Annotated in this window: 20 protein-coding genes; 18 read left to right on the forward strand and 2 right to left on the reverse strand. The window is 42.8% G+C overall.

The genetic code is table 11. The features are described from left to right. The first annotated feature begins 1 nt into the window (after window position 1). The 14 genes from fabK to ACYQ03_RS10000 all read left to right on the forward strand — a co-directional run bounded on the left by fabK (window position 2) and on the right by ACYQ03_RS10000 (window position 15,546). Window positions 2-949: an enoyl-[acyl-carrier-protein] reductase FabK gene (gene fabK / locus ACYQ03_RS09935; protein WP_459909625.1), complete on the forward strand. Its 948-nt coding sequence runs from the start codon at window positions 2-4 to the stop codon at window positions 947-949. A gap of 2 nt (window positions 950-951) precedes the next feature. Continuing rightward, complete coding sequence (fabD, locus tag ACYQ03_RS09940; protein WP_459909627.1) at window positions 952-1,896, forward strand: ACP S-malonyltransferase; 945 nt, start codon at window positions 952-954, stop codon at window positions 1,894-1,896. A 1-nt stretch (window position 1,897) separates the two neighbouring features. Then, window positions 1,898-2,641, forward strand: coding sequence for a 3-oxoacyl-[acyl-carrier-protein] reductase (gene fabG, locus ACYQ03_RS09945; protein ID WP_459909628.1), 744 nt, complete (start codon window positions 1,898-1,900; stop codon window positions 2,639-2,641). Window positions 2,642-2,715: 74 nt separating this feature from the next. Next, on the forward strand, window positions 2,716-2,940 hold the full coding sequence (acpP, locus tag ACYQ03_RS09950; protein ID WP_459909630.1) for an acyl carrier protein: 225 nt from the start codon (window positions 2,716-2,718) through the stop codon (window positions 2,938-2,940). A 271-nt stretch (window positions 2,941-3,211) separates the two neighbouring features. Beyond that, entirely contained in the window at window positions 3,212-4,453 is a 1,242-nt protein-coding gene (fabF, locus tag ACYQ03_RS09955; protein ID WP_459909632.1) for a beta-ketoacyl-ACP synthase II, read from the forward strand. A 17-nt stretch (window positions 4,454-4,470) separates the two neighbouring features. Further along, entirely contained in the window at window positions 4,471-5,211 is a 741-nt protein-coding gene (gene rnc, locus ACYQ03_RS09960; RefSeq protein ID WP_459909634.1) for a ribonuclease III, read from the forward strand. 28 nt (window positions 5,212-5,239) lie between these two features. Further along, window positions 5,240-8,800 (forward strand): chromosome segregation protein SMC, encoded by a 3,561-nt coding sequence (gene smc / locus ACYQ03_RS09965; RefSeq protein WP_459909636.1) that lies wholly within the window; start codon window positions 5,240-5,242, stop codon window positions 8,798-8,800. A gap of 110 nt (window positions 8,801-8,910) precedes the next feature. Continuing rightward, complete coding sequence (ftsY, locus tag ACYQ03_RS09970; protein WP_459909638.1) at window positions 8,911-9,840, forward strand: signal recognition particle-docking protein FtsY; 930 nt, start codon at window positions 8,911-8,913, stop codon at window positions 9,838-9,840. A 51-nt stretch (window positions 9,841-9,891) separates the two neighbouring features. Next, window positions 9,892-10,092 carry a DUF1540 domain-containing protein gene (locus ACYQ03_RS09975; RefSeq protein ID WP_459909640.1) on the forward strand — a complete coding sequence of 67 codons (201 nt, stop codon included), beginning with the start codon at window positions 9,892-9,894 and terminating at the stop codon, window positions 10,090-10,092. A gap of 335 nt (window positions 10,093-10,427) precedes the next feature. Next, window positions 10,428-11,219 (forward strand): S-methyl-5'-thioadenosine phosphorylase, encoded by a 792-nt coding sequence (gene mtnP, locus ACYQ03_RS09980; protein WP_459909642.1) that lies wholly within the window; start codon window positions 10,428-10,430, stop codon window positions 11,217-11,219. Window positions 11,220-11,226: 7 nt separating this feature from the next. Further along, window positions 11,227-12,273, forward strand: a complete 1,047-nt coding sequence (gene mtnA, locus ACYQ03_RS09985; protein ID WP_459909644.1) for an S-methyl-5-thioribose-1-phosphate isomerase — start codon at window positions 11,227-11,229, stop codon at window positions 12,271-12,273. 1 nt (window position 12,274) lies between these two features. Next, the gene (locus ACYQ03_RS09990) at window positions 12,275-13,531 is read left to right on the forward strand and encodes an adenosylhomocysteinase (RefSeq protein WP_459909646.1); all 1,257 of its coding nucleotides are present in this window, start codon (window positions 12,275-12,277) and stop codon (window positions 13,529-13,531) included. Window positions 13,532-13,544: 13 nt separating this feature from the next. Then, window positions 13,545-14,204, forward strand: a complete 660-nt coding sequence (locus tag ACYQ03_RS09995) for a class II aldolase/adducin family protein (RefSeq protein ID WP_459909648.1) — start codon at window positions 13,545-13,547, stop codon at window positions 14,202-14,204. A 40-nt stretch (window positions 14,205-14,244) separates the two neighbouring features. After that, a complete protein-coding gene (locus ACYQ03_RS10000) occupies window positions 14,245-15,546 on the forward strand; it encodes an amidohydrolase (RefSeq protein ID WP_459909650.1) in 1,302 nt (433 codons plus the stop codon). Window positions 15,547-15,815: 269 nt separating this feature from the next. Here ACYQ03_RS10000 and ACYQ03_RS10005 read toward each other — a convergent pair whose 3' ends face one another. Both ACYQ03_RS10005 and ACYQ03_RS10010 read right to left on the reverse strand, forming a co-directional pair. Further along, window positions 15,816-16,988 (reverse strand): AlbA family DNA-binding domain-containing protein, encoded by a 1,173-nt coding sequence (locus tag ACYQ03_RS10005; RefSeq protein WP_459909652.1) that lies wholly within the window; start codon window positions 16,986-16,988, stop codon window positions 15,816-15,818. Between the two features lie 339 nt (window positions 16,989-17,327). Further along, on the reverse strand, window positions 17,328-18,683 hold the full coding sequence (locus tag ACYQ03_RS10010) for an aspartate aminotransferase family protein (RefSeq protein ID WP_459910793.1): 1,356 nt from the start codon (window positions 18,681-18,683) through the stop codon (window positions 17,328-17,330). 326 nt (window positions 18,684-19,009) lie between these two features. On the opposite strand from ACYQ03_RS10010, the gene ylxM reads away from it, so the two are divergent. The 4 genes from ylxM to ACYQ03_RS10030 all read left to right on the forward strand — a co-directional run bounded on the left by ylxM (window position 19,010) and on the right by ACYQ03_RS10030 (window position 21,379). After that, entirely contained in the window at window positions 19,010-19,363 is a 354-nt protein-coding gene (gene ylxM, locus ACYQ03_RS10015) for a YlxM family DNA-binding protein (RefSeq protein ID WP_459909654.1), read from the forward strand. A gap of 118 nt (window positions 19,364-19,481) precedes the next feature. Then, the gene (gene ffh / locus ACYQ03_RS10020) at window positions 19,482-20,822 is read left to right on the forward strand and encodes a signal recognition particle protein (RefSeq protein ID WP_459909656.1); all 1,341 of its coding nucleotides are present in this window, start codon (window positions 19,482-19,484) and stop codon (window positions 20,820-20,822) included. A gap of 35 nt (window positions 20,823-20,857) precedes the next feature. Further along, window positions 20,858-21,127 (forward strand): 30S ribosomal protein S16, encoded by a 270-nt coding sequence (gene rpsP, locus ACYQ03_RS10025; RefSeq protein ID WP_459909658.1) that lies wholly within the window; start codon window positions 20,858-20,860, stop codon window positions 21,125-21,127. A gap of 24 nt (window positions 21,128-21,151) precedes the next feature. Beyond that, window positions 21,152-21,379: a KH domain-containing protein gene (locus tag ACYQ03_RS10030; RefSeq protein ID WP_011878377.1), complete on the forward strand. Its 228-nt coding sequence runs from the start codon at window positions 21,152-21,154 to the stop codon at window positions 21,377-21,379. The last annotated feature ends 26 nt before the right edge of the window (window positions 21,380-21,405 follow it).

A 21,405-nucleotide genomic window follows, 5' to 3' on the forward strand; every position in this document is an offset into this window, starting at 1 on the left:
CATGAAGATAAGCACTAGATTATGTAACTTACTGGGAATCAAGTACCCTATTTTACAAGGCGGTATGGCTTGGGTCTCCACCGCAGAACTGGCTGCAGCTGTTTCCGAAGCTGGGGGTCTGGGAATCATTGGGTCGGGACATGCGCCAACTGAATGGCTTGAGGAACAGATACAAAAGGCCAAAAGTCTAACAAATAAACCCTTTGGGGTTAATATCATGCTCATGTCTCCTTTTACGGATCAAAACATGCAGTTAATTATTAAAGAAAGAGTTCCAGTAGTTACTACCGGTGCGGGAAACCCTGGCAAATATGTACCTGCCTTAAAAGAAATTGGTACCAAAGTCATACCTGTTGTTGCCTCTGTGGCCCTTGCCCAACGTATGGCTAGGGCTGGTGTGGATGCTCTAATTGCTGAGGGTGGAGAGTCTGGGGGACATATTGGAGAATTACATACCATGCCCTTGGTACCTCAGGTGGTGGATGCCGTAGATATTCCGGTTATTGCAGCAGGGGGCTTTTTTGATGGTAGAGGCTTAGTAGCTGCCTTGGCTCTGGGTGCACAGGGAATCCAGATGGGGACCCGCTTCATGTGTGCTTCCGAATGTACCATCCACAATAATGTTAAAGAAATTATTATAAAAGCTAAAGACCGTGAAACAGTTGTGACTGGCCGTACCACAGGCCATCCTGTTCGGGTTGTCCGTAATAAGCTAACCAGACACTTTGAAGAAAGGGAACGCCAAGGTGCTTCCCTGGAGGAGTTGGAGAAACTGGGTGTTGGCAGGCTAAGAATGGCGATGGTAGATGGGGATATTCAGCAAGGGTCAGTAATGGCTGGACAAATTTCTGCTATGGTAAAGAAAATTGAGCCGGCTGCAGATATCATTCAGGACATTGTTGGTGGTGCCGAGCAAGTAATAGGGCGAATAGCCAGAGGGGAGTTTTAGAAATGTCTAATACGGCATTTGTATTCCCTGGCCAGGGTTCCCAATATGTGGGTATGGGTAGGGAGTTGTATGATGATTTTTCGGTGTTTCGCGAAACCTTGGAAGAAGCAAACGATGCACTGGGATATGATTTAACCAAATTGTGTTTTGAGGGGCCAGCGGAAGAGCTAAACAGTACGGTAAATACGCAACCTGCCCTATTGGCTAATAGTGTTGCATCGTTACGGGTTTTGAATCAGGAATGTGGCTTAGTTCCTACTGTGGTGGCAGGTCATAGTCTTGGCGAATACTCTGCATTGGTGGCAGCAGGTTCCCTGCAGTTTTCAGATGCCATCAAGGTTGTGCGACAAAGAGGAAAGTTCATGCAAGAGGCTGCCCCTGTGGGGTCCGGCGGTATGGCAGCAATCCTGGGGTTGGATAGACAAAAGGTGATTACTTGTTGTCAGGAGGCTTCAGCCAACGGAGTGGTGGAACCGGTAAACTTTAATTGTCCAGGTCAAATAGTCATCGCTGGAGATAAGGTTGCTTTACAGCGAGCTATGGAACTGTGCCGTGTAGCTGGAGCAAAGAGAGCCATTGAATTGGCAGTAAGTGGCCCTTTTCATTCCAGCCTAATGCGTCCGGCTGGTGAAAGATTATCCGAGGTATTAGCACAAATTGATGTCCTTGATCCCAAAATCCCTGTCATAGCCAATTTCAATGCTGATTATGTAAGAAACGCAAATGAGATTAAAGATTCTTTAATAAAACAGATATCTGGAGCAGTCCTTTGGGAAGACAGTGTGCAAAGGATGACTGCAGAGGGTATTAGTACCTTGGTTGAATTAGGACCGGGTAAAGTATTGTGCGGTTTAGTTAAGAAAATAAATAAAGGTATGCGTACCAGTAACATAGAAGATTTGGCAAGCTTGGAAAAAGTCCTTGCACTGTTCAAGGAGGTTGGCTAAAATGTTTCTGAATGGTAAAGTTGCCATTGTCACCGGAGCGTCCCGTGGAATTGGCAAAGCTATTGCCCTGGCATTGGCTGGTGCCCAGGCTGATATTGTTGTAAACTATGCGGGAAGGGCTGATGCAGCTGAAGAAACTGCTGCTGCCATTCGCCAGTTGGGACGACGGGCCTTGGTATATCAGGCAGACGTAGCAAACACTCAACAGGTGCAGGAAATGGTTAATGCAGCTCTTAACGAGTTTGGTAAAGTAGATATATTAGTTAATAATGCTGGCATAACCAGGGATAACTTAATCCTTCGCATGAAGGAAGAAGATTGGGATAGCGTTTTATCAGTGAATCTTAAATCTGCCTTTAATACCATTAAAGCAGTGGCCAAACCTATGGTAAAGGCTCGCTATGGTCGAATTATTAACATTTCTTCGGTGGTTGGTCTTTATGGCAACGCTGGCCAGGCAAACTATTCTGCAGCTAAGGCTGGCTTAATTGGCCTTACCAAATCAATGGCTAAAGAACTTGGGCCTCGTAATATTACTGTAAATGCTGTGGCACCGGGTTTTATTATGACCGAAATGACCGAACATTTAACTTCAGAGGCCAGAGAAAAATTGACATCAGCCGTTGCTTTAAACCGTTTGGGAAAATCAGAGGATGTGGCAAGCATGGTTGCCTTCTTAGCCAGTGATTTCTGCAGCTATATTACTGGGCAGGTAATTGGCGTTGACGGAGGAATTGCAATATAACTGTCGTGGCATTTTTTGCCTCGATATTCATTATTATGTAATAAAGATTTAATTTCCCGGAGGGGGGTGAATTTATGTTTGATAAGATTAAGGCAATTATTGTAGATCAACTGGGTGTTGAGGAAGATGATGTGAAAATGGAAGCTTCTTTTGTGGATGATCTGGGTGCTGATTCTCTTGATATTGTTGAGTTAGTCATGGCCTTAGAAGAAGAGTTTGGTATTGAGATTCCTGATGAAGAGGCAGAAAAGATTCGCACTGTAGGTGATGCTGTAAAATTTATCCAGGACCGCCAGTAGTTTTGGTAAAAGTCCCGGTAGAAAAGCCGGGGCTTTTTTCCACTATCGTAAAGTATTGCCTTGAGCCATGAGCCATGGGCCTTGGGCTATTTGTACATGTTATTATTAAAGGTATTTAGCTCATGGCCCATGGCACACGGCCCATGGCCCAACGCATATCTATGTCACTGGTTTGTGACTGTAATATTTTACTGTTATTGTAAAGAGTGGGCGATTCAAAAAATTGTATAAAGAAATTAAATTTTTCTAACAATGTAAGGAGGAAGTTATTTTGTTAAAGCGGGTTGTTGTAACCGGGATGGGAGTAATCTCTCCTGTAGGCACCGGACTAGACAATTTCTGGACTGCTCTAACTTCAGGGGTTTCTGGAATTGCCAAAATCACCAGGTTCGACCCGACCGACTATTCCACCCAAATTGCGGGTGAGGTAAAGGATTTTGATTACTCCCAGTATTTAGAGAAAAAAGAGGCCCGTCGTATGGACAAGTTTTCCCAATATGCAGTTGTATCTGCAGCAATGGCCATAAAGGATGCAGGCCTTGATCTTGATACTTTAGATAAGGATCGTACGGGTGTTATCATTGGGTCTGGTATTGGTGGCATGGAAACCTTTGAGGAACAATGCAAGGTGCTGATTAATCGGGGGCCAAGTAGGATTAGCCCTTTCTTAATACCTATGATGATTGCAAACATGGCCGCAGGTCAGATTGCCATTAAATTTGGTTTTAAGGGACCAAACATTACAACCATTACTGCCTGTGCTTCCAGTGGTAATGCTATTGGTGATGCCTTTAAACTCATTCAGAGGGGCAATGCAGAGGTTGTTATTACCGGGGGAACTGAAGCACCCATTACGCCATTGGCTGTGGCAGGTTTTTGTTCTGCTAAGGCTATGTCTACCAATAATGAACAACCAGAACAGGCTAGCAGACCCTTTGATGTAAACAGGGATGGCTTTGTTATGGGGGAAGGTGCTGCCATGATGGTACTGGAAACCCTAGAGCATGCCCAAAAACGGGGAGCCCAGATCTATGCTGAGATTGTCGGTTATGGTAGTACCTGTGATGCATATCATATTACAGCCCCAGATCCGGAAGGTTCCGGTGCTACTATGGCTATGCAGATGGCCTTGGAGGATGCAGGGCTAAAACCTGAGTCCGTACAGTATATTAATGCCCATGGTACATCCACACCTGTGGGGGATGTAGCAGAAGTGGGAGCTATTAAAAAGGTATTTGGTGAACATGCCTATAAGCTGGTGGTTAGCTCAACCAAATCCATGACTGGTCATATGCTTGGCGCAGCTGGAGCCATTGAAGGAATTGCATCAGTACTTACTATAAATAATAATCTAGTACCCCCTACTATTAACTTAGAGAACCCTGACCCAGCCTGTGACCTGGATTTTGTTCCTAACAAAGCCCGGGAAATGAATGTAGATGTCGCACTTTCGAACTCCTTTGGGTTTGGTGGTCATAACGTTACATTAGCCTTTAAAAAGTTTAATCTTTAGATCGTTGGTGATCCATTTTGTCTAGACAGGACGAGCATACCAATCGACTTAAAACAAGACTGGGGTTTAAATGGCATAGTCCCACTTTATTGATACAGGCACTGACTCATAGTTCTTGTGTTCATGAAAGTAGAGGACATGGTTTGTGCCATAATCAAAGACTAGAATTTTTAGGGGATGCAGTGTTAGAACTAATTATTAGCGAGCATTTATATAAACTGTTCCCCGATAGAACTGAGGGCGAATTAACTAAAATGAGGGCTGCCTCAGTTTGCGAGCCATCATTGGCTAAAGTTGCCCGAGGATTGGATTTGGGGCGTTGCCTGCGCATGGGGCGCGGTGAAGAACGTTCCGGTGGCAGGGAGCGGCCATCCATCTTAGCAGATGCCTTTGAAGCATTGTTGGGTGCAATTTATCTAGACCAGGGGTTGGATGTCTCAAAGGATTTTGTTTTGAATTACCTCAGTTCTATCATAGAGGATGTTGTAGCCGGAAGGTTGGATAGGGATTACAAGACGGAATTGCAAGAAATTCTACAACAAACATCCCCTGAGCCCTTGACCTATACGATTATGGATGAAAGCGGCCCAGACCACGATAAAACCTTTACAGCTGGTGTTATTTATCGAGGTAGAATAATCGGCAAGGGTAGTGGTCATTCCAAAAAAGAGGCAGAACAGCATGCAGCTAGAGATGCTTTTCAGCATCTTGATGAGATAAAAAAATCCAGTTCTTCAATAACTGGACCCGCCCGATAAAGAAACAGGCAACAGGGGGGCAGGCGTATTGGTTTTAAAAAGATTGGATATTCAGGGTTTTAAGTCCTTCGGTGATCGTGTAAAGTTAGAGTTTCACCCGGGTCTATCAGTTGTTGTTGGTCCTAATGGCAGTGGCAAAAGTAATATTTCAGATGCCATTAGCTGGTGTCTTGGTGAACAACGAGCATCTTCACTAAGGGGAGGCCGGATGGAGGATGTTATTTTTGCCGGCAGTCACAAGAGAAAACCCATTGGTTTGGCAGAAGTAACTCTAACTTTAGACAACACCGCCAAAATGTTCTCCTTGCCCTATGAGGAAGTATCTGTTACCCGACGCTTATATCGTTCTGGTGAAAGTGAGTATTTGATTAATAAGGTGCCCTGCAGACTTAAAGATATCCATGCATTGTTTATGGATACTGGTTTAGGTCGCGGGGCCTACTCTCTTATTGGGCAAGGTAAAGTAGATGAAATTTTGAGCAGTAGACCCGAGGAAAGGCGCTCAATTATTGAAGAAGCTGCGGGCATTGTGAAGCACCGTCGACGCAAAGAAGAAGCCTTACGAAAATTATCTGCAGCCCAGCAAGATCTTAATCGGGTTTCAGATATTATTAATGAATTGGCAGGACGTATCGATCCCCTGGCAGAGCAAGCAGAAATGGCCAGGGAATATAAAGCTTTATACAAGCAAGCTTGGGATTTGGAATTATCTTTGTATAAGAGGGATTGGGAAGATTTAACAGCTAAAGAGAAGGATTTAGCAAGCCAACTGGAAAAACTTAAGCATGAATATAAGGATGAAAGACCGGCCATTGAAAGGGATCTTGAAATGGCTAAGTCTGAGCTCCATAAAATAGAAATAGATATAAATTCTTTAAAAGAACAACTAATCCAGTTAGCCAGTAACAATGATCGATTAAATAATAAATATGAATTAATAAATCAACAAATAAATCATAATACCGCTGAACAACAAAGGGTGGAAAAGGAACTCAAGGAATCAACTGATTTATTGCAAAGGCTAAAACAGGAACTGGTTGCTGAAAAGGCAAAGGTTAAACAGATTAAAGAGAATATTGATGTTCAAAAAAACACTGAATATGATCATTTGTTAGAAAAGCTGAATCAACAGGTGTTGGTTAACCAGGAATTGTTCCAAAATTTAAACACAGACTTAATTGAACAGTTAAATAAGGTTGCCAACCAACGAAATCTCCAAAACCAGGCGATGGATCGGAGAGGTCAATTAGGTCATCGCTTGGAACACTTGAATAAAGTGTCCCGAGAGGTAAGTGAAAAAGAACAATCTCTGGGGTCTTTAATTCAAGCCGCTAGCAAGAGGGTTGAAAATCTATGTTTCGAGCGTCAGCAGGTGGAGAAAAAAATACAGGACTCAGAAGGGGAACTGTTAAACCTGAACCAGTTATTATCCCAGGAACAAGCTAAATTATCTTCATCTAAGGAAGAAATGGTTGCAAAGCACTCACGTCTCAAAGTGCTGGAAGAAAATCTTAACTCCCACAGCGGTTTTATGAAACCAGTTCGTGAATTATTAAAGGTAACCAAACAGAATAATAGTAGTTTGCTTGGTATTTGCGGAGCAGTAGCAGACTTGATTAAGGTACCTAAGGGGTTTGAGACTGCTATGGAAGCTGCACTGGGAGGGGCATTGCAAAACCTAGTAACAGAAACCTCACGCCAAGCTAAGGAAGCTATCGAATATTTAAAGAGACAAAATCTGGGTAGGGTAACCTTTTTACCACTGGATTCGTTACGTCCTACCCCTCCCGGTGATTGGGAGAAAAAGGCACTGGGGTTACCAGGTGTTATTGGATTGGCAGCCAACCTAATTAAAGTAGATGCTAAGTATCGGCAAGTGGTTGATCTACTATTGGGAAGACTGATTGTGGTAGATACGCTAAGTAATGCCATTGAAGTTGCCAGACAAATGCAGCAAAGACTCCGTATTGTAACCCTTACAGGTGAGCTATTCAATCCCGGTGGGTCATTATCTGGAGGTGGGACAGTACGTAATGCAGGAGGTATGTTACATACACGCCGCGAGAGAGACGAACTTGCCAAGGTTGTTCAGGAACTACATCTACTGGTACAGGATTTAACTAAGAAGCTTTCGGAACAACAACAACTTCAACAGCAATGTTTAGAAAGAAATAAAAGTTTCCAACAGAAACTTATAATTTTGGGTCTGGATATACAAGCAGCTGAAATGGATTTAAGCAAAACCAAGGAAGAAATGTCTAGAACTAAGGAACGCCGCCAGGAAAGCCAATATCAAATACACAACATAGAACAAGAAATGAAACAATGGTTGCAGTCGGAAAAGGAAGCCACAAGAAAACTGTCCGGTCTAGAAACGGAACTGGAACAGCTTCAAGAGAAGATTAATTTGACTCAAGAAGAACTTGCCAAGGCCAGAAACCAAAAGACTGAGTTGGAAACTATGGTAAATCAGGAAAAAGTACGACTGGCTGAATTGCGTCAGGAAATGCTTGGGGTAGAAAAGATTATTTACCGTTTAGAAAAAGAGATTGAAGAAAGAACGATGTCAATTGTCAGATCTAAAGAACTTCGGCAAAGCTTAACGGTTAAAAATGAGCAGTTGGAACAGCAGTTAGCACAGGTGCTTATTGATATAGAGTATTCACAAAATGAACACTTGAAAATGACGGAAAAGCTTAAGGCTAAACAGTCTCTGCAAGATACAGCAAGTACCCTTGTGCAGGAATTGACAATAAACTTGCGGGAGAAACAAGAATTATGGCTGCAGCTTAGTCAGAAGGCCCACTCCTTAGAACTTCAGCAGGCTCGGATTCAAACAGAAATAGAACTATTAAAGTCAAGGCTAATGGAACATGATATAAGTGATCTAGCTCAAATTAATGTTGAACCTGCTGCAGTTAAAAAACAAGCCCGTTGCGAATTACAAGAGCTTAAGGCCCGGATGGCTGAGATGGGTCCAGTTAACACCGGGGCAGAAACAGAATACCACGAGGTTATGAAAAGGTATCGTTTTCTTGAGGAGCAAAGGAATGATTTAGAAGAAAGTAAAAATTCACTGGATCAATTAATTGAGGAACTTAATAGGCTAATGTCAAGTCAATTTACAGCAGCCTTTAAGATAATAAATCTAAATTTTTCAAGGGTTTTTGAACAATTATTTGGCGGCGGTGAGGCTTTAATGTCTCTCACCGAGGGGGATACCTTGACCTGTGGTATAGAAATTACTGCACGTCCGCCTGGGAAGAAAAACCAAAGTCTATCCTTACTTTCCGGCGGAGAGAGGGCATTAACAGCCATTGCTTTACTTTTTGCTATATTAAAATATAAACCTAGTCCTTTTTGTGTACTGGATGAGATTGAAGCATCGCTGGATGAAGCCAATGTACATCGGTTTGCAGAGTACCTTTCCCGTACATCGGATGAAGTTCAATTTATTGTTATTAGTCACCGCAAGGGGACCATGGAAAAGGCACAGTCTCTTTATGGAGTAACAATGGACGAAAATGGCGTAACTAGATTACTTTCTATGTCCTTGGAAGAGGTAAATGGCAAGAAGAGGTTGGCCTAGGTGATCTCTAAGTCCGGTTCAGGGTGAGGTTGACATTGTCAATTAATAGGCATTATATTAGGGACAGGCCTTTGGCAAAATATTGAGGTTTGAACTGGAGGTTTTACAGAGTGGGTTTTTTTAACAGATTAAAAGAGAGCTTAAGCAAAACCCGTCAAGGCTTTATTGAAAAAATTGATCAGGTTGTTACGGGTCGAAAGGGTATTGATGAGGAGCTGTATGAAGAATTAGAAGAGATTTTAATTCAAGCAGATGTTGGCGTTAATACAACTATGAAGCTGGTAGAACGGGTCCGGAAAGGTGTAAAAGCCAGAAATGTACAGGAGGCATCCCGTTTAAAGGATATTTTCCAAGAGGAATTGGCTTACTTAATGGGTGAAAAAATAACACCTATTCAGCTAAATCCTGAGGGTCCTACTGTTATCATGGTGGTAGGGGTGAATGGTGTAGGCAAAACCACTACCATTGGTAAAATGGCACATAATTTTAAAGAACAGGGCAAGAAAGTTATGCTGGCTGCCGGGGATACTTTCCGAGCTGCTGCCATTGACCAGCTTGAGATTTGGGCCGAACGAGTAGGGGTGGACATTATCAAACATCAGGAAGGTTCCGATCCCGGTGCCGTAGCCTATGATGCTGTGCATGCTGCTCGCTCTCGTAAAGTAGACATTCTATTGGTGGACACTGCCGGTCGTCTGCATAATAAGAGTAATCTTATGGATGAATTAAGAAAAGTACATAAGATAATTACCCGGGAACTGCCCGGAGCACCCCATGAGGTATTGTTAATATTGGATGCCACTACCGGACAAAATGCTTTGAATCAGGCTAAAATATTTAGTGAGGCAGTTAATGTCACTGGGATTGCTTTAACCAAATTAGATGGCACAGCTAAGGGCGGTGTGGTAACCTCCATTGTAACTGAAATGGCTATTCCAGTTAAGCTCATTGGTATTGGTGAACGAATGGATGATTTGCGTCCCTTTGATCCAAAGGATTTTATCGATGCTCTTTACGGCAAATCAAAGGACGACGAATAGTTTCTCAATAATTGCAAATCCTATCCTTGAAATAAAAGAGGAGGGATTTTTATGCCAGATGTAACATGCACAGTTTCCAACTGCAAATATTACACAGAAGGAAACCTTTGCACTGCACAACAGATCATTGTACAAAATGATGGTCAAGGCGGTGGTATTAAACCTGACGCTAACATGCACAATCTTTCACAAACACCTGCCAACAGTGTCGATGATACCTGTTGTCAAACCTTTAAAAACGTTAATGGCTAAAAATTCAAAAAGCATCCCTCTGGGGTGCTTTTTGAATTTTTAGCCATTAGCTTTTAGGAATGCTTTGCTTAGGGGTCTTGTGTTGTACATCTGTGTCATCTCTTGAAATAATGAGGTTTTTGCCTAGGCGGATATTAAATTCAAACCAGTCACTTTAGGGAAACTATTAGTAAGCTAAAGGCTAATGGCTAAAAGCTAACGGCCGACGGCTCGTTTATTGACCAGACTGGAAAAATCAATTAAAATTGGAGGAAAACATACCCAGTAAGGAGAATATTTCACGTTTGTATATACCATTCTAACCTAAGAACATTTTAGAAAGGGAGATTCTATAAATGAGCGTTCGAATAGCTATTATTGGTGGAACAGGCGTTTATGACCCTAAGATTTTAGATAATATTAGGGACGAAAAAGTAGCTACTCCCTATGGGGAAGTTGATTTGAAAATAGGGGACTACCAAGGCAAATCTGTTGCTTTTTTAAACCGACATGGGGCAGGACATTCTGTGCCACCTCACCTGGTAAACTATCGAGCTAATATTGCAGCCCTTAAGGAACTGGGTGTTAAAAGTATTTTTGCTACTGCGGCAGTGGGTTCCTTGAATAAAAATATGGCACCAGGACATTTTGTTTTTTCAGATCAGTTTTTGGACTTCACTAAAGTGCGCAAAAACACCTTTTTTGAAGGTGGGAAGCAAGGTGTTGTGCATATTGATATGACTGATCCCTACTGTCCTGAATTACGTAAAGTATTAGCAGCGGCAGGTGAGGAGTTAGGGTTAACTTATCATCAGTACGGAACCTATGTTACCTGTGAAGGACCACGTTTTGAAACCCCAGCAGAAATTAAAATGTATAAGCTGCTGGGAGGAGATCTGGTGGGTATGACCAGTGTACCAGAGGTTGTATTGGCCAGGGAGAAGGAGATGTGCTATGCCAATATTTCTATGGTAACAAACTATGCAGCAGGTATTTCTCCAACCAAATTAACCCATCGGGAAGTACTGGAAGTAATGGCTGAGAATGCCGAGAATCTCAAAAAACTTGCTATGAAGGCAATCAGCTTAATCGATGCTGAAAGGAGCTGTTTGTGTCAGGAGGCATTGGAAAAGCTGAACAAGGAGTGATCACACATTGAATGCAATTGTCTGGGAGAATAACAAGCTAAGGTTGCTGGATCAGACTAAACTACCCGGTACCATCGAGTATATAGATTGTAATGATTATCGTACGGTTGGAGAAGCTATTAAGCGATTATCAGTTCGTGGAGCACCAGCCATTGGAGCAGCTGCGGCCTACGGTTTGGTGGTAGGAGCTCAACAGATAGAAGCCAGTGACCGAAAGAATTTTTTAGAAAAACTAGAAGCCATTGCCGGAGAACTAGGTGCCACTAGACCCACAGCGGTAAATCTTCGTTGGGCCTTGGATAGAATGATGATGCGGTTAACCACTGCAACGGAGCAAAACATAGTAGAATTGAAAAAAATTATGCTGGAAGAAGCCCATGCCATCTATAATGAGGATGTGGAAAGCAACCGGAGTATGGGAGAATACGGTCAAGAGCTATTGCCTGAAGGAGCCAGAGTACTTACCCACTGTAATGCTGGTGCTTTAGCAACGGCTGGTTACGGTACGGCCTTGGGGGTAATACGTGCTGCCCATGAAAAGGGGAAAAAGGTCAGTGTTTATGCTGATGAGACAAGGCCTCTCTTACAGGGTGCAAGACTTACTTCATGGGAAATGGTACAGGAAGGCATCCCGGTTACACTTATTACTGACAATATGGCTGGTTACTTAATGTCAAAAAAAATGATTGACTGTGTTGTTGTGGGAGCAGATCGGATTACCGCCAACGGGGATGTGGCAAACAAGATTGGTACCTACGGTGTGGCTGTACTGGCAAATCACCATAACATACCTTTTTACGTGGCGGCACCCTTATCCACCATAGATATGACTCTCTCTACTGGAGAGAAAATTCCTATTGAGGAAAGGGATCCCAAAGAAGTTACCCATCATGGTGGGCAGCCCATGGCTCCAGATGGAGTACAGGTCTGGAATCCTGCCTTTGATGTTACACCAAATTCACTGGTTCAAGCAATTATTACTGAGAAGGGTGTTGTTTTACCCCCTTATACAGAGAACTTAGCTAAAATATGTAATAAAAAGCAGGAGGACTAGCATGCCAGAGTACATTGTGAGAGATATTAACCTGGCTCCTTCGGGAAGGCTAAAGATTGACTGGGTTAGCCAGCATATGCCAGTACTAAATGAAATTAGATCTCAGTTTGAAAAAGAGCAACCATTTAAAGGTTATCGGGTAGCAGTATGTATTCATCTTGAAGCCAAGACTGCCTATTTGGCAGAGGTATTAAAGGCTGGTGGTGCAAAGGTATCCATTGCTGGTTCCAATCCCTTATCCACCCAGGATGATGTTGCTGCAGCCTTGGCAGTGGGAGGTATAAACGTTTATTCTTGGTATAATGCTACAGATGAAGAATATGAAGATCATCTATTGCATCTAATCGATGACCAACCAGATATTGTTATAGATGATGGCGGTGATGTTGTTCAATTACTTCATACAAAGAAAGCAGAAGCAGCTTCCCGGGTTATTGGTGGGTGTGAGGAAACTACCACTGGAGTATTAAGGCTGCGTTCACTGGCCAAACAAGGTGAATTAAAATTCCCAATGATTGCGGTAAATGATGCTTATTGTAAGTATCTTTTTGATAACCGTTACGGTACAGGAGAATCTGTCTGGTCAGGTATTATGCGAACCACAAACCTTATTATTGCAGGTAAAACTGTAGTGGTAGCAGGCTACGGTTGGTGCGGCAAGGGTATCGCTATGCGGGCAAAGGGCATGGGGGCAAAGGTTATCGTTACCGAGGTAGACCCTGTTAAAGCCATTGAAGCATATATGGATGGGTTCCATCCTATGAATAGTATGGAAGCTGCCAAATTAGGCGATGTATTTGTTACTGTCACAGGGTGCAAGGATGTATTTACAGGTAAGCATTATGAACTTATGAAAGATGGAGCTATCCTCTGCAATGCTGGTCACTTTGATGTTGAAGTTAATAAACCCGACTTGGTAGCTTTATCCACCTCACGCAGAGTTGTTAGGAAGGATATTGAGGAGTTTTCCATGAAGGATGGTCGTAAAATATATCTGTTAGCAGAAGGGCGATTGGTTAACCTAGCTGCGGGAGATGGACATCCTGCTGAGATTATGGATATGTCCTTTGCACTTCAAGCTTTAAGTGCTCGCTATATATTGGAAAATGCTAAAAACTTATCCAAAGACGTCTATGTGGTACCTAAAGAAATTGATGATCGGGTGGCAAATCTAAAACTAAAATCTTTGGGTGTAACTATTGATACACTATCACCTGAGCAAGTGGCCTATATTAATGAGTGGAATCATGCCACCTAGGTAGGAGTGATAAATGAAGAAGAAAATTGAGCAAGTAAAACAGACAGTAGCACAGCTAGGTAAAAAAATGCTGGAGTCTGGGTTGGTTGCTGGAACCTGGGGTAATATCTCTTGTCGCATCAACGGGGAGAATTTAGTGGTGATAACACCCAGTGGCATGGATTATAATAACATTCAGCCCTCAGATATGGTCCTGTTGGATCTTGACGGTGGCGTTGTCGAAGGAACTCGCAAGCCATCCAGTGAGGCACCACTACACCTGGCAATTTATCGTAACAGAGATGATATATCTGGGATCGTCCACACTCACAGCGAAGTGGCCACAGCCTTTAGTGTTGTAAGGGAACCAATTGAACCAGTGGTGGAGGACGCAGCAATGTTAGTAGGAGGGTCAGTTGAAGTGGCCGGTTATGCATTACCTGGAACAGAAAAACTGGCTCAAAATGTAGTTGCAGCCTTAGGGAACCGCTATGCGGTATTAATGGCCAATCACGGCCTGGTTGGTGTTGGCCGGAGGGTTGAAGAAGCCTTTACGGTCTGCCAAGTGGTAGAAAAGTGTGCGAGGATCTATGCCTGGGCTAAGACCTTAGGAAAACCAGTTATTTTACCAGATCAAGATGTATTTGTGCTAAGCCAGCTTTATCGTGGTTCCTATGGCCAGCCTAAAAAATAGAGAGCACCCCTAAGGGGAGCAGTTTTAGGAGAGATGAATTTTGAATAGACTACTTGTCCGTGGTGCGACAATTCTAACAATGGAGGGTCCAGACGCCATTATTGACACCGGAGAGATATTAATTGAGGACGGCTGGATCACCCATGTGGGTCTACCAGGCTCGGCATCTGGTTCCTTTGATATGGATGAGATTATAGAAGCTGATGGTCAAGTGGTGATGCCTGGTTTTATTAACTGTCATACCCATGCTTCCATGACTTTACTTAGAGGATATGCTGATGATCTTCCCTTGATGACTTGGCTAGCGGAAAAAATATGGCCCTTTGAGGCAAAAATGACTGGTGAAGATATTTATTGGGGTGCCATGTTAGCTTGTTTGGAAATGATTAAGTCCGGTACCACCTGTTTTGGTGATATGTATGATAGTATGCATGATGTTGCCAGAGCAGTGGAGCAAACAGGCATGAGGGCCATGTTATCCCGTGGCATGATTGGTATTACACCTAATGCTGATAAAGCCTTACTTGATGCTGAAGAGCTTGCCAAGAATTGGAATGGCAAAGCAGATGGCAGGATCACTGTCATGCTGGGCCCCCATGCACCTTATACTTGTCCACCCGAATATCTAGACAAAGTAATGAATTTAGCTGCTAAGCATAAACTGGGCATTAACATCCATGTGGCAGAAACTTTGTCAGAGGTAGCAGACATTAAAAAGCAATATGGCAAGACACCTGTAAAACATCTGGATCATCTGGGATTATTTAAGTTTCCAGTGCTAGCGGCCCATTGTGTTCATTTGGATGAGGAGGAAATGGGTATCTTAGCCCAAAAGGCTATGGGTATTGCCTATAATCCTCAGAGCAATATGAAACTTGCCAGTGGCATAGCTCCGGTGGCAAGATTAATTGAATTAGGTGCAACTGTTGGGATTGGTACAGACGGTACCGCCAGCAATAACAACCTGGATATGCTGGAGGAATTAAGGGCTGGCTCATACCTGCAGAAGGTCAGCACTATGAATTCTGAAGTACTACCAGCCTATCGTAGCTTGCAGATGGCTACAATAGATGGAGCCCTTTGTATGGGGTTAGGCGACAGGGTCGGTTTAATCAAGGAAGGTATGAGGGGTGACCTAATCTTGCTAGACACTCAGGAACCCCACATGTGCCCGCAGCATAATCTGGTGGCAAATATTGCCTATGCTGCGAACTCATCAGACGTAAGAACAGTAATCATTGACGGTAAAATTGTTATGCAAGATAGAGTTGTTTTAACAATTGATGAAGATAGAGTTATGTATGAAGTTAGGGAACGGGCAGCACGTTTGGCCGGAGAATAGAATTGTTAGCCCAAGGGAGGGGAGTGGGAGACTTTGATCTCACTTCCATTTTTTGCTATTAGCCATTAGCTGTTAGCAATAGTAAAGCTAAAAGCTAAAAGCTATCTAGCCAATTCGGACCGAGTAACAGACTCAAGGGGACGGTTCTTCTGAGTCTTTAGCTATAACAGACTCAAGGGGACGGTTCTTCTGAGTCTTTAGCTATATAACCTAGACTCAAGGGACTGGAGACTCAGAAGAACCGTCCCCTTGAGTCGAAAAGCTAAAAGCTATCTAGCTAATTCGGACCGAGTTATAGAGTGGGTGTCTAGTGCCTCAAAACCGAAGCAACGGTATATATAGCCCAAAAGGGGATCAGCTACGTGGCGGGGATTTTCCATGGATTTAGCTTCCTTTGGATTAAAGCCGTAGGGCAAAATGACATCTGAATAGCTACACTGCGGGTCAGGAAAGATTTTATAGAAGTTAAAAAATTTTGGGTCATCCAATCCTTTCCCATTAACATTCTCTAAGGCTACTTTGAGAACAAATAAACCCATGTAGCCAGTAAAACGGTAAACCTCTCTAGCTAATTTTATAGTGCGTAGCAGGGCAATCTGGAGTGACTGATACTTCAAAAACTCCAATTGTCTTGGTTCCAATTCCCGGTCAATGGTTTTTGTGTAGGTTGGTATTGGTGTGAAATAACAAACTACACCGGAACGCAGAATTTCTAAACGTTGCTTATCTCCCTCAAAGGCAAAACCCTCAGGTTCAAAACGAATATTTTTTGGCAGAGTTCCCCTCCAAATATTGCGAGCCATTTTCTTAAAGCGAGATAACCGTTCTGGTACAAAAAAAGGATCTATAAGTTTTAAATTAAGGGGAACGGGACAGCACATAACTTTAAACAATACATCTTGCCCCGGGCTCTTTTGGAGTTTGCGGTTGATAAAGGCCTTTACTTCGATTTTATTGTGGCGGCTTTTTTCGAATAGACGATCAAGGATATGGCGGTCTGTTTCTCCAACTGGGTCGGAGCCTTCCATATTTCTCCGATAGATTCGCCCGTCCCGGATAATATGGGGCGGATAGGAACTCTCTGGAATACGAACCACTAAAATTCCCCGAGAGGGATTAGAGGATTTTAATATTAGTTTTGATTCGAACAAAGGTACTGGCGTTATGGTATCACGGCAAATATTTCTAAAACGATCCTTAGGGTCATTGTTTATTTCAATGCCAGGAAAAGATGTGGGTACGTTGCGTGGATTGCGCGCATCTGCACCAATGATAATCCAACCACCAAAGGTATTGGCAAAGCTGGCCACAATCTTGGCTAAATGTGTGGGAAAATCTTCTTTATACTCAACATAAAGTCCTTCGGAAGTTTCTGCCTCGATTAACTTAGCCAGATCTACTTCTTCTAATTGTTCAATAGGTTTACCAAAGGGATTAATCATAAGTGCTCCTCCACATGTTTTCTCTTTATCTTACCATATTTGACATATTATTCGCAGAAGTTAGTAGAAAATTAGCCATCAGCCATCAGCTTGTTGAGTTAGCTTTATGACTTTGGAATTAGCCAAAGGCCTTTGACTTTTGGGAGAACGATAAAAGTCATTGAATTTACTAGATAGTATCCCCACTTACCCCCAATGGCACTGGGACAAAACTCTGACCACCTAGCACCAAAGCTCCCTAGTCAAGCATGCAAAAAAGCTGAGGACTGACGGCTTAAGGCTGAGGGCAACTAGGGCTGACTGCTGCGTTTGCAAAGGGGATTGTCAATCTAATTAGGGTTAATTTCTCATTTTAGCCAAGATACTTTTGGTACCTGAACCGACCATGCTTAGAAAGCCTGTGTGGCTGGATAAAACACTTTCTAAAGCATTGAGAAAACGATCAAGTTGCTCATAGGTTACAATTAGGGGTGGTTCAATGCGGATAACATTAGGATTATTCAAGGTATAGGCAGTAATGATTCTGTGTTTATTGAATAATTCTCCTGCCACTAGACTACCCATATATTCTTGGGCTAATTTATTCACAACATTCCTGGTAAACCTGAGGGAAAACTTACCCGAACTTTTTTCTGGTTGTTGAAATTCCAAACCCACCATTAAGCCACGCCCCCGCACATCCTTCAGCAAGGGGTATTTTTTCTTGAGATTGTTTAGGTGGGTAATGAGATAAGACCCCTTTTCCTGGGTTTCTTGGCAGAGGTTTTGGCTTTGAATTAATTCAATTGTTTTCAGTGCCACTGCACAAGCCGTAGTATTGCCGCCAAAGGTTGAAGTGTGAAGTAGGGCTTTTTCCATTGTTCCATAGGCACTACGCCAAATTTCATCGGTGGTTATATAGGCACCCATGGGCATTATGCCACCACCCAGGGATTTGGCCAGACACAGAATATCCGGTTGCAAATTTTCTGTTTCACAGGCGAAGAATGTTCCGGTGCGACCAAAGCCAGTTTGGACTTCATCAGCAATGAGAAGAGCATCATAATGGGCGCAAAGCTTTTTAGCTTGGGTTAAATAACCCTTAGGGGGTTCTATGATGCCTCCTTCACCTTGGATTGGTTCTACTATAAAGGCCGCCACATCATTCTCCCTAAGCTGCTCCTGGAGAGAATCTAGGTCACCAAAGGGAACTCCTACTGAGGGATTCAATAACGGACGGAAGGGGGCTTGGTACTTTTCTCTGCCAGTTACGGATAATGCACCAAAGGTCTTACCGTGAAAAGAATTATTACAATAGACAAACTTTGGCTTGCCTGTGACAATTCTGGCTAATTTTAAAGCACCTTCTACTGCTTCTGCTCCACTGTTACAAAAAAAACTACGCTTCAGATTGCCAGGAGTCAGATGGGATAAATTTTTCGCCAAGGCAGCCGCGAGGCCATTTATAGAGCATTGAAGTAAATTTGGCAGGGATTGAACTTTATCCAAGGCCTCCATGATGTGAGGATGATTATGCCCTAGATTTAAGGCACCATAGGCGCCTAAAAAATCCAAATACTCATTACCGCATTCATCATATACTGATACACCCTGGGCTGATACAAAGGGGGTATCAAAGTTAATCAAGCTTAAGAGAGTCACTAAGCTGGCATTTAAATAATCAGTGTGCAATTCCTTGACCTTGGCCTGCTGCATGGTCAAAGCTTCCTCAAGGCTAATTAAGCCAGAACAGCCACAACCACAACCACAATCACAATGATGTTGGGACAAGTGTTACTCACCTCCTCCTTATTTTTAACAGCAGTTAGAAAGTTGAAAGTAAAAAGTAGAAAGTAGAAAACTAAAGGCTAAAAGCAAACGGGCTTATTATAAAATTATGTGGACTGGCTCAACTAATACCAACTTTTTATTTAAGTATTAGGAGTAAAATCATTAGCCTTGACAGGGAGGGGCCTCTTCAGTAAAATATATCTGTAAAGTAAAAGTCCTTTATACTCACTAGGTGAAAGGGGGACTAAACTTTGAAGGAGTTTCATAAAGTTAATCTTCTTTACGATTTTTATGGTAGTTTATTAACAGAAAGACAGCAAAATTTCATTGAGTTGTATTATGGTGATGATCTATCACTGGGGGAAATCGCAGAACAATTTGATGTAACAAGACAGGCTGTGCACGATACCTTAAAACGAGCTGAGCAAACCTTGACAAACTATGAAGAAAAATTGGGTTTAGTCAAGAAATTCAGTCAAGAATATAAGTACTTGGAAGAAGCAATATATTTGATTCATCAATTTAATACCGGTCAAGAGACCGAAGGCTTACATAAGGCCGAAAAAATATTACAGGAAATATTAGATAACCGTCAAGAAATGTGAGTAAGCTGTTAGCCATTAGTCATTAGCCATTAGATCTTAATAGATAGATAAATACTAATGTATAAAAGCAAAAGGCTAAAGGCTAACGACTAATGGCTAAAGTAAAGGAGGCGTCTGAATGTTTAAAGGTTTGGGCGAACGCCTGGATGATATCTTCAAATCGTTAAAGGGTAAAGGGCGCCTTACTGAAGATGATGTAAACCAGGCTATGCGGGAAGTTAAGATGGCTCTGCTGGAAGCAGATGTAAACTTTAAGGTTGTTAAAGAATTTGTTGCCCATGTCAAAGAAAGATCTATCGGGCAGGATGTCTTAGAGAGTCTTAGCCCGGCCCAACAGGTTATAAAAATAGTTAAAGATGAGTTAACCGAACTCCTCGGTGGCACTCAGGCCAAAATTAATATATCTCCTAAGCCACCTACTATTATTATGTTGGTAGGTTTACAGGGTGCTGGTAAAACCACTACGGCGGGTAAGCTGGCCAAACTTTTAAGTAAGCAGGGACGTCGTCCGCTGCTGGTGGCAGGAGATATTTATCGACCAGCTGCCATTAAACAGCTTCAGGTATTGGGTGATCAGCTAAACATCCCTGTCTTTTCCATGGGACAAGAAAACCCTGTTAAAATTGCTAAGTCCGCCGTAGAACAAGCTAACAGCACGGGTAGAGATTTAGTCATTATTGATACGGCTGGACGTCTACACATTAACGAAGAATTAATGGATGAGCTGGCCAATATTAAGTCGGCTGTGAAACCCCATGAAATTATGCTGGTTGTAGATGCTATGACTGGCCAAGAAGCAGTCAATGTAGCTGATAGCTTTAACGAAAAGCTGGGTTTAGATGGAATTATCATGACCAAGTTAGATGGTGATGCCCGGGGTGGAGCAGCACTTTCGGTTCGTAAAGTAACAGGTACTCCCATTAAATACGCTGGTATGGGTGAAAAGTTAGATGCCTTAGAGCCTTTCCACCCAGATCGTATGGCTGATCGTATTCTGGGGATGGGTGATGTCTTAACTCTGATCGAAAAGGCCCAGGCAAACTTTGATGCTGATCAGGCAGCAAAATTAAACCAAAAAATTCGCCAGGCAGATTTCAATCTGGAAGACTTTTTAGAGCAGATGCAGCAAGTTAAAAAGCTGGGACCCTTGGAACAAGTATTAGGCATGATTCCAGGCATGGGCAAGTTAACCAAGCAGCTTAAGGATCAGCAGTTGGATGGCAAGGAACTTGCACAGGTGGAGGCCATTATTTATTCTATGACACCTTGGGAGCGTCAGCACCCAGAAAAGATAGATGGCAGCCGTAAGAAGCGTATTGCCCGTGGTAGTGGCACAAGGGTGCAGGATATAAATCAATTATTAAAGCAATTTGAACAAACCAGAAAGATGATGAAGCAATTATCAAACATGACTAAAGGTGGCAAGAAGGGAAAAATGAAATTACCTTTCTTACAATAAATAATTGAAACCTGTTTAAGGAGGTGAAATATAGAATGGCTGTTAAAATTCGTCTAAGACGTATGGGGGCTAAGAAAAACCCCTTTTACCGTATAGTTGTTGCTGACTCCCGTTCCCCACGCGATGGCCGTTTCATCGAGGAGATTGGGTACTATGATCCCGTTAAGAAACCCGCTGATGTAAAAATCGATGAAGCAAAAGCTCAGGATTGGCTAAAGAAAGGTGCTCAGCTTTCTGATACTGCTAAGTCACTGTTCGTTAAAGCCGGTATTATCCCAGGTCGGGCCAAGTCCAATGAGGCCTAAGGTTTCCAGGGGAGGTCCAGAACTGTGAAGGAACTTGTAGAAATTCTTGCCAAAGCATTGGTAGACCAACCGGACAAAGTTGAAGTAACCATGGTGGAAAAGGAAAGATCTGTGGTTATTGAGCTGCGGGTAGCCCCTGAGGATATGGGGAAAGTCATTGGTAAGCAAGGACGTATTGCCCGGGCCATTCGTTCGGTGGTAAAGGCTGCGGCTACAAAACAGCGTAAAAAAGTAGTAGTTGAAATTGTTTAACCGGTAGAAACCGGTCAGCAAAGGGG

Source organism: Desulfotomaculum defluvii (assembly GCF_054657375.1).